Genomic DNA, 14,079 nt, shown 5'->3' with positions numbered 1-14,079 from the left:
TCGCGAAGTGCGGATTCTCGCACGCGTGCGCGCATTGCAGGCGGCTCACGGGCACAGTCGTTCCAGCAGCGTCTGCTGCGCGCTGTACGGCGGGTTGTCGCCGGGCTCGGCGCGGGTGTAGCGGCCGTCGCTGTCGAGCAGCCACGCCTGGGTGTTGTCGGCCAGGCCGTTGGCCAGCGTCTCGTCGTAGACACGCGCGGCCAGCTGCGGATCGAGGATGGGGAAGGCGATCTCGATCCGCCGCATCAGGTTGCGCTCCATCCAGTCGGCGCTGGCGCAGTAGATTTCCGCCTCGCCATCGTTGGCGAACCAGTACACCCGGCTGTGTTCGAGGAAACGCCCGACGATCGAGCGCACCCGGATGCGCTCGGAGACGCCGGGCAGGCCGGGCCGCAAGGTGCAGGCGCCGCGCACGATCAGGTCGATCTCCACGCCGGCCTGCGAGGCGGTGTACAGCGCGGTGATCACCTTCGCCTCGTTGAGCGCATTGAGCTTGGCCACGATGCGCGCCGGTCGCCCCGCGCGGGCGTGTTCGGTCTCGCGCTCGATCCGGGCCAGCACGCCGCGATATAGCGTGAACGGCGAATGCAGCAGGCGCTTCAGCTCGATCACCGGGCCCAGTCCGGACAGCTGCTGGAACACCTTGTGCAAGTCCTCGCCGATTTCGGGGTTGGCGGTCATCAGGCCGATGTCGGTGTACACGCGGCTGTTGGCCTGGTGGTAGTTGCCGGTGGACAGGTGCGCGTAGCGGCGCAAGGTGTCGCCCTCGCGGCGAACGATCAGCATCATCTTGGCGTGGGTCTTGTAACCCACCACGCCGTACACCACCTGCACGCCGGCCTCCTGCAGCCGCGTGGCCAGGCGGATATTGGCCTCCTCGTCGAAGCGCGCCCGCAGTTCGATCACCACGGTGACGTCCTTGCCGTGGCGCGCGGCCTCCACCAGCAGGTCGACCAGCGGGGTGTCCTCGCCGGCGCGGTACAGGGTCTGCTTGATCGCCAGCACCTGCGGGTCGGCGGCGGCCTGGCGCAGCAGGTCGATCACCGCGGCGAAGCTCTGGTAGGGATGGTGCAGCAGCACGTCGCCCTTGGCGATCACCTCGAATTTGTTCAGGCTGCTGTCCAGCGACGGCGGCAACTGCGGGGTGAAGCGCGGAAACTTCAGCTCCGCACGGTCCAGCCAGTCGTAGATCAGGCCGGCGCGGATGATGTTGACCGGGCCGTCGCAGCGGTAGACGTCGGCCTCGCCGAGCTGGAATTTCTCCACAAGAAGCGCGGTGATCGCCTGCGGGCAATCCTCGGCGATCTCCAGCCGCACCGGGCGCGCGTAGCCGCGGCCGAGCAACTCCTCGCTGAGGGCGAGCGCGAGGTTCTCGACCTCCGCCTCCTCGACGATCAGCTCGCTGTTGCGGGTGACGCGGAACTGGTACGAGCCGAGCACCTTGAGGCCGGGGAACATCAGGTCGACGAAAGCCTGCAGCAACTCCGCCAGGAACACGAAGTGATGGCCACGGCCGCTGACCTCGGCGGGCACGCGGATGATCCGCGGCAGCGACCGCGGTGCGCGCACCAGGGCCAGATGGCCTTCATGGCCGAAGGCGTCGCGGCCCTTCAGCACGACCGCGATGTTCAGCGTCTTGTTGAGGATGCGCGGGAACGGATGCGCCGGGTCCAGCCCCAGCGGCGACAGCACCGGCAGCACCTCGTGCTCGAAATAGCCCTGCAGCCAGCGTCGCTGGCGCGGCGTCCACTGCTTGCGGGTGAGGATATGGATGTGTTCCTGCTCCAGCTGCGGGCGGATCTGTTCCCGCCACGCGGCGTAGACCTCGGCCACCAGGTCCAGCACCCGGCCGCGGATGCGCGCCAGCAATTCGCCGGAGGGGACGCCATCCGGGCCCGGCGCGGCCGAGCCGTAGGCGTGATGATGCTTGAGCATGGCCACGCGCACCTCGAAGAACTCGTCGAGGTTGTTCGCCACGATGCTCATGTAGCGCACGCGTTCGAGCAGGGGCACGCTGGCATCGCGGGCCATCGCCAGCACGCGGAAGTTGAACTCCAGGGCGGCCAGCTCGCGGCTGAAGTACAGCTGCGGGGCGGCAAGGTCGATGGCGGGTACGCGGGCGGAAGGTCTGGACATGGCCCATTCTGGCCCATGGCGGTGGACGATGCATGATGCGCCGGCGCGCAAAGGACCTTCAGCGGCGGATCAATCCTGCCGCCAGGCGGAGACTGGCGCGCTGCCGCGGCAGGCGGACTCGATGCACGGGCCGAACGGTTGTGCGTGCTGCTGGCTGTCCGGGTTGTCCTTGGTCTCGATCCGGCGCTTGCGCAGCTCCAGCAGCAGCGGCGTCAGTTCGGTGATGCGGCCCTGGATGCGTGCGCGGGCGTAGTAATCCAGGTCGTTGCGCTTGAGCAGACGCTGCAGTTGTTCCATCGCGTCGAACGGGCGGCCGGAGTAATAGCTGGCATCGGCGAACGCCTCGCCGGCACGCACGTTGTCGCCGGCTGCGTCGCTGGCGCGGGCGTAGGCGCTGTAGATCTCCGGTTCGCTGGCGTCGTCCAGCAGGGGGCGCAGCAAGCTGGCGGCGAGGCCGGCCTGCGCCTTGTCGCCGCCGGCGGTGAGCGCCTTGGCGTAGGCCAGCGCCACCGCGCGGTTGCGCGGCGATTGTTCGTTGAGGTCCTGGTAGATGGCGAGCGCCGCGGCACGCTGGCCGGCTTGCAACCTGGCATCGGCCAGCGCGAGCTTGAGGATCAGGTTGTCCGGCGCGTCGCGCAGCAACGGCTGCAACTGCGCCACCGCTTGTGCGCCGCGGCCGCTGCGGGTAAGTGCCAGCGCGTAGCCGTAATGGTTGGCCGGGGTGTCGAACGCAGGCCGGTCCTGCAGGTTGGAGCCGTAGTACGTCGCTTCGCGGGTGGCGTCGCCGGCCAGCACGCGCACGCGTTCGCGCATCAGCTGGTAGGTGTCGAGCGGGCCGGGCCTGGGCGTGTCCAGCAGCGAGGTCGGGTCCTTGACGAAGGCGATCGGCGCGGTGTGCTGCTGCCACTGCTGCACGTCCATGACGGTGCCCGAGGGCCGCAGCTTCTGCGCCGCCACCAGTGCGCCGGCACGCGCCTTGGCGTCGCTGATGCGCATGCTGGTCACCGGGTGGGTCTGCAGCAGGACGGGCACGTCGTCGCCACCGGCGCCGGTGCTGAGCACGTCCTGCATGCGCTGGAAAAAGGCCGCCATCGCTTCCGGGTCGAAACCGGCCTTGGCGAGGGTCTGGATGCCGACGCGGTCGGCCTCGATCTCGTCCTTGCGGGTGAAGTTGATCGAACGCTGCGCGATCAGGCCCTGGCCGCCGGCGAGCACCGCCATCGGCGCGTCGCCGCTGTGGCTGCCGGCGCCGGCCAGTACCGCACCCAGCAGCACCAGCGCCATCAGCGGTGCATCCTTGCGCGAGGCCTCGAATGCCCGCTGCAGGTGGTTCTGGGTGATGTGGCCGATCTCGTGCGCGATCACGCCGGCCAGTTCGCTCTCGTCGCGGGTGATGACGAACAGCCCGGAGTTGACCGCGATGTAGCCGCCCGGCGCGGCGAAGGCGTTGATCTCCGGGTCCTTCACGATGAAGAAGGCGAAGTGGTCCTTGGGCTTGTCGGAGTTGGATGCCAGGCGATGGCCGAGATCGTTGACGTAGTCGTCCAGCAGCGGGTCGTCGACCACCATGTCCAGCGCGCGCATCTGGCGCAGCATGGAGGCGCCGTAATCACGCGCCTCCTGCGGCGAGATCAGCGCGTCGGCCGAGCTGCCAAGGTCGGGCAGGCGCACGTCGTCCTGCGCGCTGGCCATGCAGGTCAGGCCGGCGCAGAGCAGCGCAGTCAGAACACGCCGGGCAGGTCGTCGTGGTGTCATGGCCATGGGTAAGCGACAATAGCATTGTGACCGCCCCGGGTGGCGTCGGTTCCCACCTTGCCTGTTGTCCCGGACGCCCCCATTTACAGGCCGTTCCCCCGTTTTGCGGAGTTGTCGTGATGTCGAAGATCGAGGTCTATTCCACCGCGGTGTGTCCTTACTGCGTGGCCGCCAAGAACCTGCTCAAGGCCCGTGGGCTGGAGTGGACCGAGGTGCGCGTGGACACCGACCCGTCCCAGCGCGAGGCGATGCTGACGCGCAGCGGTGGCGCGCGCACCGTGCCGCAGATCTTCATCAACGATCACCACGTCGGTGGCTTCGACGACCTGGCGGCGGCCGACCGCAGCGGCAAACTGGCGCAATTGCTGGAGGCGGGCGCATGAGCGACAAGCTGGCCGAATTCACCGCGTTCCGCCAACGCATGAACGAGCGCATCCTGGCCGAGGACAACCAGGTCGTGCGGCGCTTCTTCGCGCTGGACACGCAGACCTACAAGGCCGGCGCGCTGGACGTGAAGACCAAGGAGATGCTGGGCCTGGTCGCCTCGATGGTGCTGCGCTGCGACGACTGCATCAGCTACCACGTGGCCCAGTGCAAGGAAGCCGGCGTGCAGCGCGACGAGTTCTTCGAGGTGTTCAGCGTGGGCCTGGTGGTGGGCGGCTCGATCGTGATCCCGCATCTGCGCCGCGCGGTGGATTTCCTGGACCAGCTGGAGAACGGCGAGTCCGGTGCGCCGGAGTGCGCCGACCACGCTTGAGACGCCCGCGGGCATGCGGCTTTCCGCAACGCTCCATGCGAGGATTTGCAACGACTTGCGCGGCGGACGGGTGTCCGGCGTTGGGGCTCATGAGCGATAATGGGCGGTCTTGACGCGCGCCTTGCGCGCCGTGCATGCGATCAGCCCCCAAGGAGTCCCCCCATGAACAACACCATCGCCGTGATCCCGGGCGACGGCATCGGCCCGGAGATCATGACCGCCACGCTGCGCGTGCTCGACGCGCTGGACTGCGGCCTGAAATACGACTTCGTCGACGCCGGCATGGTCGCGCTGGAGAAGCACGGCGACCTGCTGCCCAAGGCCACGCTGGACAAGATCGCCGAGCACAAGGTCGCGCTGAAGGGCCCGCTGACCACGCCGATCGGCGGCGGCTTTACCTCGGTCAACGTGACCCTGCGCCGCCACTTCGACCTGTACGCGAACGTGCGCCCGGCGGTGAGCTTCCCCGGTACCAAGTCGCGCTACGAGAACATCGACATCATCACCGTGCGCGAGAACACCGAGGGCGCCTACCGCTCCGAGGGGCAAACCCTGTCCGCCGACGGCGAGATCGCCGAGTCGGTGGCGCGCAACACGCGCAAGGGCAGCAGCCGGATCGTGCGCTACGCCTTCGAGCTGGCGGTGAAGAAGGGCCGCAAGAAGGTCACCGCGGTGCACAAGGCGAACATCCTGAAGACCAGCTCGGGGTTGTTCCTCAATGTGGCGCGCGAGATTGCCAAGGAATACCCGCAGATCGAGTTCAACGAGATGATCGTGGACAACACCTGCATGCAGCTGGTGATGAACCCGTACCAGTTCGACGTGATCGTCACCACCAACCTGTTCGGCGACATCCTGTCGGACCTGTGCGCCGGCCTGGTCGGCGGCCTGGGCCTGGCGCCGGGCGACAACATCGGCGAGCACGCGGCGATCTTCGAGGCCGTGCACGGCTCGGCGCCGGACATCGCGGGCAAGGGCATCGCCAACCCGTGCGCGCTGCTGCTGGCCGCCGCCGACATGCTCGACCACCTGGACATGGTGGCCAAGGGCGACAAGCTGCGCGCCGCGATCCGCGACACCATGACGAACGATCGCGACAGCGTGACGCCGGACATCGGCGGCAAGGGCAGCACCGGCAGCTTCGCCGACGCCATCGTGAAGCGCCTCGCGGCCTGATCCGGGACGCCGCTGGGCGCAATGAAGGCCGCGGCATGCCGCGGCCTTTTCGTTGGATCGGCGCGGGATGGTCGTGCCCCAGCCGGTGTCATGCCGTTGACGGGATACGCCGTTGGCGCGCATCGCGAGGCAGGCTTGCCGTGCACGGTTTGCGCGAGGCGCCGCCGGTTCAGTGTTGCGCCGCCCGGTAGTGACCGGGTTCCGCGCGAGAGGGAATGGCGATGCGGTTCCAGCTGTTGATCGCGATCACTGCCATGTTGAGGTCGATCAGCTGTTCTTCGCTGAATTCGGTGCGGGCTTGTTCGTAGACCTCGTCCGGCACGCCGTGCACCGGGTCGAGCCGGGTCACCGCCTCGCACCAGGCCAGCGCGGCACGCTCGCGCGGGCTGTAGAACGGCGCCTCGCGCCAGGCCTGCAGCACGTACAGGCGCTGCTCGGTCTCGCCGCCGGCGCGGGCATCCTTGCTGTGCATGTCCAGGCAGTAGGCGCAACCGTTGAGTTGGGAAACGCGCATCTGTACCAGTTCGATCAGACTTTGTTCGATGCCGGAGTTCTTGATGTATTCGCCCAGGGCGAACAGGGGCTTCACGGCGTCGAGGCGCTTGTTGATGTTGAAACGAGGCATGGGGTTCTCCTTGCGGTGTGCGGCCGGGACCGGCCGTTCAGTGCAAGGACGTGGGCGCCGTCGATTTCGTGACCGCCGCCAGCCGGGCAAGCTTGCCGGGGTGGCGCAGGGCATGCACGGCGGTGATGCGTTCGCCGTCGTCGTCGATCCAACTGGCCGAGACCAGCGTGTCGCCCTGCCAGCCGAACAGGGCCGGCGTACCGTTGAGCTGACGGATTTCGTGGCGCACGCCACCATGGCGCTGCTGCTGCAGCGCGATCTGCATGTACAGCCGGGCCAGCCGCTCGGCGCCGTGCAGCGGGTGCAGGGTGGCCCGCGCCAGGCCGCCGCCGTCGGATACGCTCATGGCGTCTTCGGCAAACAAGGCACGCAACGTGGGCATGTCCGGCTGCTGCAGCGCCTGCATGAAGCGTTCGAGCAGGCGCCGCTGGATGTCGGCGTTCGGCATCGTCTGGCGCGGTCGATCCTCGCGCAGCCGCTGCTTCGCCCGGTGCACGCGCTGGCGGCAGGCGTCTTCGCTGATTTCCAGCATCGAGGCCGTTTCGGCGTGGCTGTAGTCGAATACTTCGCGCAGCAGGAAGGCGGCGCGCTCCTCGGGGCTCAGCCGCTCCAGCAACAGCAGAAAGGTGAGGGTGAGGCTCTCGGCGCGTTCCAGTTGCGCCTCGGGCTGGTCGGTATCCACCGTCAGCGGCTCCGGCAGCCAGGGGCCGGAGTAGTGCGCGCGTTCGGTCTTGGCCCGGCGCAGGCGATCCAGCGCGATGCGCGTGGTCACGGTGACCAGCCAGGCTTCCGGGTCGTCCAGCGCGGCGACATTCTGTGCGTGCCAGCGCAGCCAGGCATCGTGCAGCACGTCCTCGGCGTCGGCGGGCGTGCCGAGCATGCGGTAGGCCAGGCCGAACAGGCGCTGGCGGTGTTGCTGGAACAGGGCGGTTTGCGAATCCATGAGGCACTCCGGGGAAAGGATGCTGCCAGGACGCATGGACGGAGCGAAACGTGACCGCTAGCGGAGCAATGGCCAGGGAGCCAGGAAAATCAGCCACAACAGCACAAGGATGCCGACGTATTTTCCGGCCTTGTACAGCTTCTTGTGACGCCGCTTGAACGCCGCCTTCCATTGATGCATGGCGCCCTTGCGCTGGCTCCACGCGTACAGGCGGTTGACGAAGCCGGTCTTCTCGGTACCGGTGTCGCTGTTGGGCGAAGCGGTGATCTTGCCCATGAACGCGCCCACGCGATGGTTGATCGCACTCATCCAGCGCGTGCGCAGCGGGCGCTCCACATCGGCGAACAGGATCACCCGGGTCTGGTCGGTCTTGTTCTCCACCCAGTGCACGAAGGTCTCGTCGAACACCACGTCCTTGCCGTCGCCCCAGGCATGCTCTTCGCCATCGACGAAGATGCGGCAGTCGCGCGAGTTCGGCGTGATCAGGCCCAAGTGATAGCGCAGCGAACCGGCGAACGGATCGCGATGGGGGTTGAGCTTGCTGTTGGGTGCCAGCGTGGCGAACATCGCCGCCTTGATTCCGGGGATCGCATTGAGCAGTTCCACCGTCTTCGGACACAACGCCTGCGCCGACGCCAGCGGCTCGCCGTACCACTTGAGGTAGAAGCGCTTCCAGCCCTGCTTGATGAAGCTGTTGAAACTGGCGTCGTCGTTCTTCGTGGTGCCGCGAATGTGTCCCCGGTCCGTCAGGTGCAGCGCCTCGGCCCGGATCGTCTCCCAGTTTGCCTGCAGCAAATCCAGCTCGGGAAATCCGCGGCGGTCGAGTATCGGCTTGGCCGGCACCGCCGAGAACGCGTACATCAGCAGGTTGTACGGCGCGAACACTGCCGAGTGATCCACCAGCTGGCGGTCGAAACGCAACCGCACCCGCCCGCGCAAATGCACCAGCAGCACGCACAGTGCGAAGAAGGCGAACAAGAGCAACAGGATGAGGCGCGGCGTCACGAACATGGGCAGAGGAACCACGGAGCCAGCAATGTCGTGATTCTACTCGACCGATGGCAACATCAGTTGACGGCGGCCCGGCCGGACGCCATTTCGTGCGACTTGTCTTTACGGCAACAGGCGCGATTTGCGCTTGAGGAAACTGCCGGCAATCCACATCAACCGTATGGCGGAAACCGCCAACGCCGTGCCCAGGCCGAGAACCAGCATGATCTGGAACAGTTGCATCAAAAGTGCGGTTGACATGGCGGTCCTTGCTTGGTCGTGAGAGGCGAAAACTCGGTCTTGGCTTTGGCAACGGCAACACATTCTACTTGACGGGGCCGGTACCACGTGCGATCACGTTCTTCAGCCACCGGATGCGGATTCGCGCGTGCGCCGTTTCCGCAGCCAGGTTGGCCAGCCTCGACGGGTCACCGCGTTCAAGGCTTGCCCCCCAACTGTTTGGCACGATTTCCCATGGACGTGCCGGCAATGGATCGTTGGACACCGGCAAGTCCAACCTGCGTTCCGCGTCGCGGCTGGTCAACCGCGCGCAGCGCATCGGGTGTTCACCATGATGGCAGGAGTGGTGTTGCCTGGCAGGTATTCCGCTACCGGGCTTCCGAACGCCGAAAACCGAAAGCCAGCTCCTACATCATCTCCGCCGCAAAGTCCGCCAACCGCGACCTCTCTCCCCGCCGCAACGTGATGTGCGCCGAATGCTCCCAGCTCTTGAAGCGATCCACCGCATAGGTAAGCCCGGAGGTGGTTTCGGTGAGGTAGGGAGTATCGATCTGTTCGACGTTGCCGAGGCAGACGATCTTGGTGCCGGGGCCTGCGCGGGTGATCAGGGTCTTCATCTGCTTCGGGGTGAGGTTCTGGGCCTCGTCGATGATCAGGTAGCGTGACAGGAAGGTGCGCCCACGCATGAAGTTGAGCGAGCGGATCTTGATGCGCGAGGCAAGCAGGTCGTTGGTGGCCTGGCGGCCCCAGCTGCCGCCGTCCTCGGGGTTGGCGAGCACTTCGAGGTTGTCGGTGAGCGCGCCCATCCACGGCGTCATCTTTTCTTCCTCGGTGCCGGGCAGGAAGCCGATGTCCTCGCCGACGGAAACAGTGGCGCGGGTCATGATGATCTCGCGGTAGCGCTGCTGGTCCATCACCTGGGCCAGGCCGGCGGCCAGCGCCAGCAGGGTCTTGCCGGTGCCGGCGTTGCCGAGCAGGGTGACGAAGTCGATCTCCGGGTCCATCAGCGCGTTGAGCGCGAAGTTCTGCTCGCGGTTGCGCGCACCGATGCCCCAGACGTGATGGTTGGCGTGCGAGTGGTCGTCCAGAAGCATGAGCGTCGCGTGCTCGTCGTCCAGTTTCTGCACGCGCAGTTCGATCTCGTTCTCGCCGGGCAGGTAGAGGCACTCGTTGGGATGCCACGCCTCGTCCTCGCGGCGATCGAGCTGGTAATAGGTGCGGCCGTGATCGGTCCACGAGTGCACTTCCGGGTGCAGCTCCCAGAAGTTCGCCGGCAGTTCGGTCGAGCCGGTGTAGAGCAGGGAGAAATCGTCGAGCGCGCGGTCGTTCTCGTAATCCTCCGCAACCAGGCCGTTGATGCCGGCCTTGATGCGCAGGTTGATGTCCTTGGTGACCAGGATCACGTCGCGATCCTGATTCTGGTCGCGCAGCTCGATCACCGCGGCGAGGATCTGGTTGTCGGCCTTGGTGTGGCCGTTGCTGCTGATGCGATGCTGGAAATAGAGCCGACCGGCCGAGCCGCCGCGCTTGAGCTTGACGCCTTGCGGATTGGCCAGTTCCAGCCCTTCCGCCAGGTCGTGCTGCTTGCCGGCCTCGATCAGTTCGTTGAGGAAGCGACTGACCTGGCGGCCGTTGCGCGAGACTTCCGAAGCACCTTTCTTCTTCTCGTCCAGCTCCTCCAGGACGGTCATGGGGATGAAGACGTCGTGTTCCTCGAAGCGGAACAGCGAGGTCGGGTCATGCAGCAGGACGTTGGTGTCGAGAGCGTAGATGCGCTTGCTTCCGGTCATGCGGAAGTGTCCTCGCTGGTGGGTGGGCAAAGCGGATGGCGACAACTCATCAGGGCGAATGACTCAGGCGGCGGGGATCGCGTCAAGCACGGCCTGCGCGTGGCCGGGGACTTTCACCCCGCGCCATTCGGCGGCGAGCTTGCCGTCGGGGTCGATCAGGAAGGTGCTGCGCACGATGCCGAGGTGGCGCTTGCCGTAGAGCACCTTCTCGTGGATCACGTCGAAGGCCTGGCACCAGGTTTCGTCGGCGTCGGATATCAGCGGGAACGGCAGCTCCTGCTTCGCGGCAAAGTTGGCGTGTGATTTCGGTGAGTCGCGTGACACGCCGATGACCTGCGCGTGACGTTGGCGGAACTTCGAGTGCAAGTCGCGGAAGTCCCTGGCCTCGTTGGTGCAGCCGGGGGTCGAATCCTTCGGATAGAAGTACACGACCAGCCATTGGCCGCGGTAGTCGGAAAGCTTCAGCTCGGTGCCGTCGCCGGTGGTGCCTTTCAGTGCGGGAAGTTTCTTGCCGATGGCGGGCATGGGGCATCCTGCGCGGCCTGCGCGGCCGTGCTTGCGGTGGGATGGAAGGGAGACGTGGCGCGGATGACGACAGTGCGGCGGCGAGGCGACCGGGCAAGCCGGGGCCGGCTGGCGTGAATCGACTCGCGGTTCTGCAATGCTGACGTCCTCCGGCAGGGCCACGGCCACAGACTAGCGCGCCCGGGGTGGCGGATGACAGGTCTTGTCAGGGCAAGGCGTTCGCGCGATGCTCGGCGGACGGCAACACTTCAGAACTTCACCGGGTCCATGATCGCGTCGAGGTTCATGCCGTCGCACAGTTCCAGGAAATCGTCGCGCAAGGCGGCGATGTGGATGTCCGCCGGGATGCCGATGGTGAACTGGGCCTGGAACATCTCCGCGCCGGTCTGCATGGCGCGATAGCGGGTAGAGTTCAACTGCTCCACGCTGATTTCGTGCTGGGCGAAGAACTCCACGATGCGGGCGACGATGCCGGGGCGATCGGCGGCCACCACTTCCACCAGATAAGGCAGCTGCGCGCTGTTGCCGCGCTGGCCGGTGCGGTAGTGCACCAGGCGCAGGCTTTCGTCGCGGGCCAGCTTGGTCAGTGCGGTTTCCAGCTTGGCCAGCGCATCCCAGGCGCCGCTGGCGAGCAGCATCAGCGAGACCTCGGTGCCGATGGTGGAGACGCGCGATTCGGAAAGGTTGCAGCCGGCGTCGGCAATGCGGCGGGCCAGCGCCAGCAGCGGCGACTTGTCGGCCGGAGTGAGCGCCTGGATCAGCAACTGGCTGTCGCCAGTCGTGCGTCCGGCCGCGTGCGAGGCAGTGGAGGGAGATTTCAAGGAGGTCCACCTGTGGGCAGCATTCCGCCCGATGCGGAAGCATCAGGTTACTCCCATCGAGCTTACTTGCCCGTCTTGCGAAGCGGCAAGTAACATGCAGGGCTTGCCGTTGCAGCGGAATCGAGCACGTGGACATTCGTGGAAGCATCTGTGCGCTGGTCACGCCGTTCGCGGCCGACGACAGCCTCGACCTGGCGGCGTTCGGCCGCCTGATCGAACAGCAGATCGCCGGCGGCACCCAGGCGCTGGTGGTGGCCGGCTCGACCGGCGAGGCGCACATGCTGGAGGCGGGCGAGTTCGACCGCCTGCTGACGTTCGCGATCGAGCGCGTGGCAGGTCGCGTGCCGGTGATTGCCGGCACCGGCGAGGCCGGTACCGCGAAGACCATCGCTGCCACGCGTCGTGCGCAGGAGCTGGGCGCGGATGCGGCACTGGTGGTGGTGCCGTACTACGTGCGTCCCACGCAGGAGGGCTTGTGGCGACACTTCACCGCGGTCGCCGATGCTGGCGGCTTGCCGGTGCTGCTCTACAACGTGCCCGGTCGCACCGGTTGCGACCTGCTGCCGGAGACGGTGGCGCGCCTGAGCGAGCATCCGGCGATCATCGGCATCAAGGAAGCGCGGGGCGATGCGCCGCGGATCGCCGCGCTGGCGGAACTTGCGCGCGCGGATTTCGTCTATCTGTCCGGTGACGACGCCAGCGCCGGTGTGGCGATGCTTGCCGGTGCGGCCGGCACCGTCTCGGTGGTGGCCAACCTGGTGCCGCGGCCGTTCCGCGCCCTGTGCGACGCCGCCACGGCGGGCGACGAGGCGGCCACGGCACGGTGCCGGGATGCACTGGAACCCTTGCTGCACGCGCTGGACTGCGCGCCCAATCCGATCGCGGTCAAGGCCGGACTGCCGCCGCTGGGGCTGGGCTCGGCCCGGCCGCGGTTGCCGCTGGTGGAACTGCCCGACGGCCCGGATCGCGCCCGCTTGCACCAGGCGCTGTCCAGTCTGTCATCCTAGACACCTGTGCCCGCTGATCCGGGCCTGGCTCACTCACGGAATCCGATTCGATGAAGAAAACCTCGCTCCTCGTGGCCTTGCCGGCCGTCGCGCTCGCCGGCCTGCTGCTCTCCGGTTGCGGCATGTTCCGTTCGCACAGCGCCTGGCAGAAGGCCCGGCAGGAGGCGCCGCTGGAGATTCCGCCCAGCATGGATCGTCCCTCCACCAGCGACGCCCTGGTGATTCCGCCGCCGGGCGCGAACCAGCCGACGGCGGACGGCGCGACTGCCTCCGTGGCGGGCGTGCCGGGCCAGGCAGGGCAGATCTCCGACGGCTTCGTGCACGAGGGCACGGTCGACAGCGTGTACCAGCAGGTGGGCAAGGTGCTGGCCGACGGCAAGGCGGGCCAACTGGTCAGCCACGACGACGCCACGCACTCCTACGTGGTCAGCGTGGCGGCGGCCGCCACCGGCAAGAAGCGCGGTTTCTTCTCGCGACTGTTCGGCCGACACCGGGATGATTCTGCCAGCACCGCCGGTGGCGGCATGCACCAGGTACAGATCAACGTGGAGAGCCGCGGCGACGCCGGCAGCGAGATCCGCGCGCAGAGCGATTCGCTGGGCGCGGTGGCCAAGGTGATCGATCGGCTGAAGTCGAAGCTGGATTGATCGCAAGCGCGCCACGCATGCGAAAACGCCGCCCGGAGGGGCGGCGTTTTCGTTTCGACATCGTGACGGGAGGCCGGTTCAGCGCTCGAGAAGCGCCAGCTTGTCCGGCTTGCCTTCCCAGTCGCCGGCGTCGGCGGGAGCGTCCTTGCGCTCGGTGATCACCGGCCAGCTCTTGGCCAGCTCGGCGTTGAGCGCCACCAGCGGCTCCTGCCCCACCGGCACGTCGTCCTCCGGGTAGATCGCGTTGATCGGGCACTCCGGCTCGCACAGGGTGCAGTCGATGCACTCGTCCGGGTCGATCACCAGGAAGTTCGGGCCTTCGTGAAAGGCATCCACCGGGCACACCTCGACGCAATCGGTGTACTTGCACTTGATGCAGTTGTCGATGACGACGAAAGTCATGAAGTCAACTCGGCTGTAGGAAGGGGCAGATGGAACGCTCTTCTGAAAAACGACGCAGATCCACGGCAAAGTACACCGAAGGGCTCTCGCGGGGTTCGGCAGAGGGCTCTTTTGAAAAGTGCGGCCATGGATGGCCGCTTCTGATCCGGCCGAAGGCCCGGAACTCCCTGCTGTCCGGATGTTCCCGGACAACCGCGATCGGGGATGATCGCACAGGTGACAGACAGTGCGGCCATGGATGGCTGCTTTTGATCCCGCCGATAGC

The 14,079-nt window shown here is 66.9% G+C and carries 15 protein-coding genes; 5 read left to right on the top strand and 10 right to left on the bottom strand.

The annotated features are described in order from the left end of the window. Window positions 1–45 precede the first annotated feature (45 nt). Window positions 46–2,136, bottom strand: coding sequence for a polyphosphate kinase 1 (gene ppk1 / locus ACVCL9_RS08280; protein WP_447098464.1), 2,091 nt, complete (start codon window positions 2,134–2,136; stop codon window positions 46–48). 69 nt (window positions 2,137–2,205) lie between these two features. After that, window positions 2,206–3,897 carry a M48 family metalloprotease gene (locus ACVCL9_RS08275; RefSeq protein ID WP_447098465.1) on the bottom strand — a complete coding sequence of 564 codons (1,692 nt, stop codon included), beginning with the start codon at window positions 3,895–3,897 and terminating at the stop codon, window positions 2,206–2,208. 113 nt (window positions 3,898–4,010) lie between these two features. Here ACVCL9_RS08275 and grxC point away from each other — a divergent pair, with 113 nt between their 5' ends. The 3 genes from grxC (at window position 4,011) to ACVCL9_RS08260 (ending at window position 5,824) form a co-directional block, all read left to right on the top strand. Continuing rightward, a complete protein-coding gene (gene grxC, locus ACVCL9_RS08270) occupies window positions 4,011–4,274 on the top strand; it encodes a glutaredoxin 3 (RefSeq protein ID WP_395119571.1) in 264 nt (87 codons plus the stop codon). Further along, window positions 4,271–4,648 carry a carboxymuconolactone decarboxylase family protein gene (locus ACVCL9_RS08265; RefSeq protein WP_395119570.1) on the top strand — a complete coding sequence of 126 codons (378 nt, stop codon included), beginning with the start codon at window positions 4,271–4,273 and terminating at the stop codon, window positions 4,646–4,648. Before grxC ends, ACVCL9_RS08265 begins: the two co-directional genes overlap by 4 nt. A 162-nt stretch (window positions 4,649–4,810) precedes the next feature. After that, window positions 4,811–5,824 (top strand): isocitrate dehydrogenase, encoded by a 1,014-nt coding sequence (locus ACVCL9_RS08260; RefSeq protein WP_447098466.1) that lies wholly within the window; start codon window positions 4,811–4,813, stop codon window positions 5,822–5,824. Window positions 5,825–5,993: 169 nt separating this feature from the next. Here the strand turns inward: ACVCL9_RS08260 and ACVCL9_RS08255 are convergent, their stop codons facing one another. The 7 genes from ACVCL9_RS08255 to ACVCL9_RS08225 form a co-directional block, all read right to left on the bottom strand. Further along, entirely contained in the window at window positions 5,994–6,449 is a 456-nt protein-coding gene (locus ACVCL9_RS08255) for a carboxymuconolactone decarboxylase family protein (RefSeq protein ID WP_447098467.1), read from the bottom strand. A gap of 37 nt (window positions 6,450–6,486) precedes the next feature. After that, window positions 6,487–7,392, bottom strand: coding sequence for an RNA polymerase sigma factor SigJ (gene sigJ, locus ACVCL9_RS08250; protein WP_447098468.1), 906 nt, complete (start codon window positions 7,390–7,392; stop codon window positions 6,487–6,489). A 57-nt stretch (window positions 7,393–7,449) separates the two neighbouring features. After that, window positions 7,450–8,403, bottom strand: coding sequence for an aspartyl/asparaginyl beta-hydroxylase domain-containing protein (locus ACVCL9_RS08245; RefSeq protein ID WP_447098469.1), 954 nt, complete (start codon window positions 8,401–8,403; stop codon window positions 7,450–7,452). Between the two features lie 102 nt (window positions 8,404–8,505). Next, window positions 8,506–8,643, bottom strand: a complete 138-nt coding sequence (locus ACVCL9_RS08240; RefSeq protein WP_395119565.1) for a hypothetical protein — start codon at window positions 8,641–8,643, stop codon at window positions 8,506–8,508. Between the two features lie 386 nt (window positions 8,644–9,029). Continuing rightward, window positions 9,030–10,412 (bottom strand): PhoH family protein, encoded by a 1,383-nt coding sequence (locus ACVCL9_RS08235; protein ID WP_395119564.1) that lies wholly within the window; start codon window positions 10,410–10,412, stop codon window positions 9,030–9,032. Between the two features lie 63 nt (window positions 10,413–10,475). Further along, window positions 10,476–10,937 carry a peroxiredoxin gene (locus tag ACVCL9_RS08230; protein WP_447098470.1) on the bottom strand — a complete coding sequence of 154 codons (462 nt, stop codon included), beginning with the start codon at window positions 10,935–10,937 and terminating at the stop codon, window positions 10,476–10,478. Between the two features lie 248 nt (window positions 10,938–11,185). Beyond that, window positions 11,186–11,701, bottom strand: coding sequence for a glycine cleavage system protein R (locus tag ACVCL9_RS08225; protein WP_136258190.1), 516 nt, complete (start codon window positions 11,699–11,701; stop codon window positions 11,186–11,188). Between the two features lie 185 nt (window positions 11,702–11,886). Here ACVCL9_RS08225 and dapA point away from each other — a divergent pair, with 185 nt between their 5' ends. Both dapA and ACVCL9_RS08215 read left to right on the top strand, forming a co-directional pair. Further along, window positions 11,887–12,765: a 4-hydroxy-tetrahydrodipicolinate synthase gene (gene dapA, locus ACVCL9_RS08220; RefSeq protein WP_447098471.1), complete on the top strand. Its 879-nt coding sequence runs from the start codon at window positions 11,887–11,889 to the stop codon at window positions 12,763–12,765. A gap of 50 nt (window positions 12,766–12,815) precedes the next feature. Continuing rightward, on the top strand, window positions 12,816–13,412 hold the full coding sequence (locus ACVCL9_RS08215) for a hypothetical protein (protein WP_447098472.1): 597 nt from the start codon (window positions 12,816–12,818) through the stop codon (window positions 13,410–13,412). Between the two features lie 78 nt (window positions 13,413–13,490). Here the strand turns inward: ACVCL9_RS08215 and fdxA are convergent, their stop codons facing one another. After that, window positions 13,491–13,814, bottom strand: a complete 324-nt coding sequence (gene fdxA, locus ACVCL9_RS08210) for a ferredoxin FdxA (protein WP_395119560.1) — start codon at window positions 13,812–13,814, stop codon at window positions 13,491–13,493. Window positions 13,815–14,079 lie beyond the last annotated feature (265 nt).

It is taken from the genome of Rhodanobacter sp. UC4438_H5 (genome assembly GCF_052978405.1).
Note: the sequence above shows the minus strand (reverse complement) of the source record. Positions and strands in the feature narration are given on the sequence as shown.

Excerpts from the sequence above, each read along its gene's own strand:
- ACVCL9_RS08215 (WP_447098472.1), top strand. The coding sequence starts at position 12,816 with ATGAAGAAAACCTCGCTCCTCGTGGCCTTGCCGGCCGTCGCGCTCGCC.
- fdxA (WP_395119560.1), bottom strand. The coding sequence starts at position 13,814 with ATGACTTTCGTCGTCATCGACAACTGCATCAAGTGCAAGTACACCGAT.
- ACVCL9_RS08230 (WP_447098470.1), bottom strand. The coding sequence starts at position 10,937 with ATGCCCGCCATCGGCAAGAAACTTCCCGCACTGAAAGGCACCACCGGC.
- ACVCL9_RS08255 (WP_447098467.1), bottom strand. The coding sequence starts at position 6,449 with ATGCCTCGTTTCAACATCAACAAGCGCCTCGACGCCGTGAAGCCCCTG.
- ACVCL9_RS08275 (WP_447098465.1), bottom strand. The coding sequence starts at position 3,897 with ATGGCCATGACACCACGACGACCTGCCCGGCGTGTTCTGACTGCGCTG.
- ppk1 (WP_447098464.1), bottom strand. The coding sequence starts at position 2,136 with ATGTCCAGACCTTCCGCCCGCGTACCCGCCATCGACCTTGCCGCCCCG.
- ACVCL9_RS08245 (WP_447098469.1), bottom strand. The coding sequence starts at position 8,403 with ATGTTCGTGACGCCGCGCCTCATCCTGTTGCTCTTGTTCGCCTTCTTC.
- grxC (WP_395119571.1), top strand. The coding sequence starts at position 4,011 with ATGTCGAAGATCGAGGTCTATTCCACCGCGGTGTGTCCTTACTGCGTG.
- ACVCL9_RS08265 (WP_395119570.1), top strand. The coding sequence starts at position 4,271 with ATGAGCGACAAGCTGGCCGAATTCACCGCGTTCCGCCAACGCATGAAC.
- ACVCL9_RS08240 (WP_395119565.1), bottom strand. The coding sequence starts at position 8,643 with ATGTCAACCGCACTTTTGATGCAACTGTTCCAGATCATGCTGGTTCTC.
- ACVCL9_RS08235 (WP_395119564.1), bottom strand. The coding sequence starts at position 10,412 with ATGACCGGAAGCAAGCGCATCTACGCTCTCGACACCAACGTCCTGCTG.
- sigJ (WP_447098468.1), bottom strand. The coding sequence starts at position 7,392 with ATGGATTCGCAAACCGCCCTGTTCCAGCAACACCGCCAGCGCCTGTTC.
- ACVCL9_RS08260 (WP_447098466.1), top strand. The coding sequence starts at position 4,811 with ATGAACAACACCATCGCCGTGATCCCGGGCGACGGCATCGGCCCGGAG.